The 375-nt window shown below is 34.1% G+C and carries 1 protein-coding gene; it reads left to right on the top strand.

The window, feature by feature from the left end; translation table 11 throughout:
* The first annotated feature begins 30 nt into the window (after window positions 1-30).
* Window positions 31-204: a hypothetical protein gene (locus tag ACJ5GX_RS03350; protein WP_495292698.1), complete on the top strand. Its 174-nt coding sequence runs from the start codon at window positions 31-33 to the stop codon at window positions 202-204.
* Window positions 205-375 lie beyond the last annotated feature (171 nt).

The raw sequence follows: 375 nt of genomic DNA on the forward strand, positions 1-375 counted from the left end.
ATTAAACATATTTAATCCAGTAAATCATTAGTGTCGACAGCTTTTTCACAAAATATCATCTCTCTTATTAAGATATTATCTGTAGCAGTTGTTGATATGGCAACAGACTTATACTCAGTTGCATTGCCAAGTATTGCCAACTATTTTAATGTGAAAGGTAATATAGCGCAGCTTACTATCGATCAATTTCATCTTCACTATTAGTACACTCTCCCAAACGTTCCTTATATCGGTAGCCATATTTGTTTTTCATAATGGTAAGTAAGAATGTTAGACTAAGCCTAAGCACGCATTTAGACGATGAAACTGAGCAACTGTCCGGTAGAAATATATTTCAGGATACGTATTTTTTTTAAATAGTGGGCAGTCAGCAGG

Source organism: Wolbachia endosymbiont of Tuta absoluta, assembly GCF_059414725.1.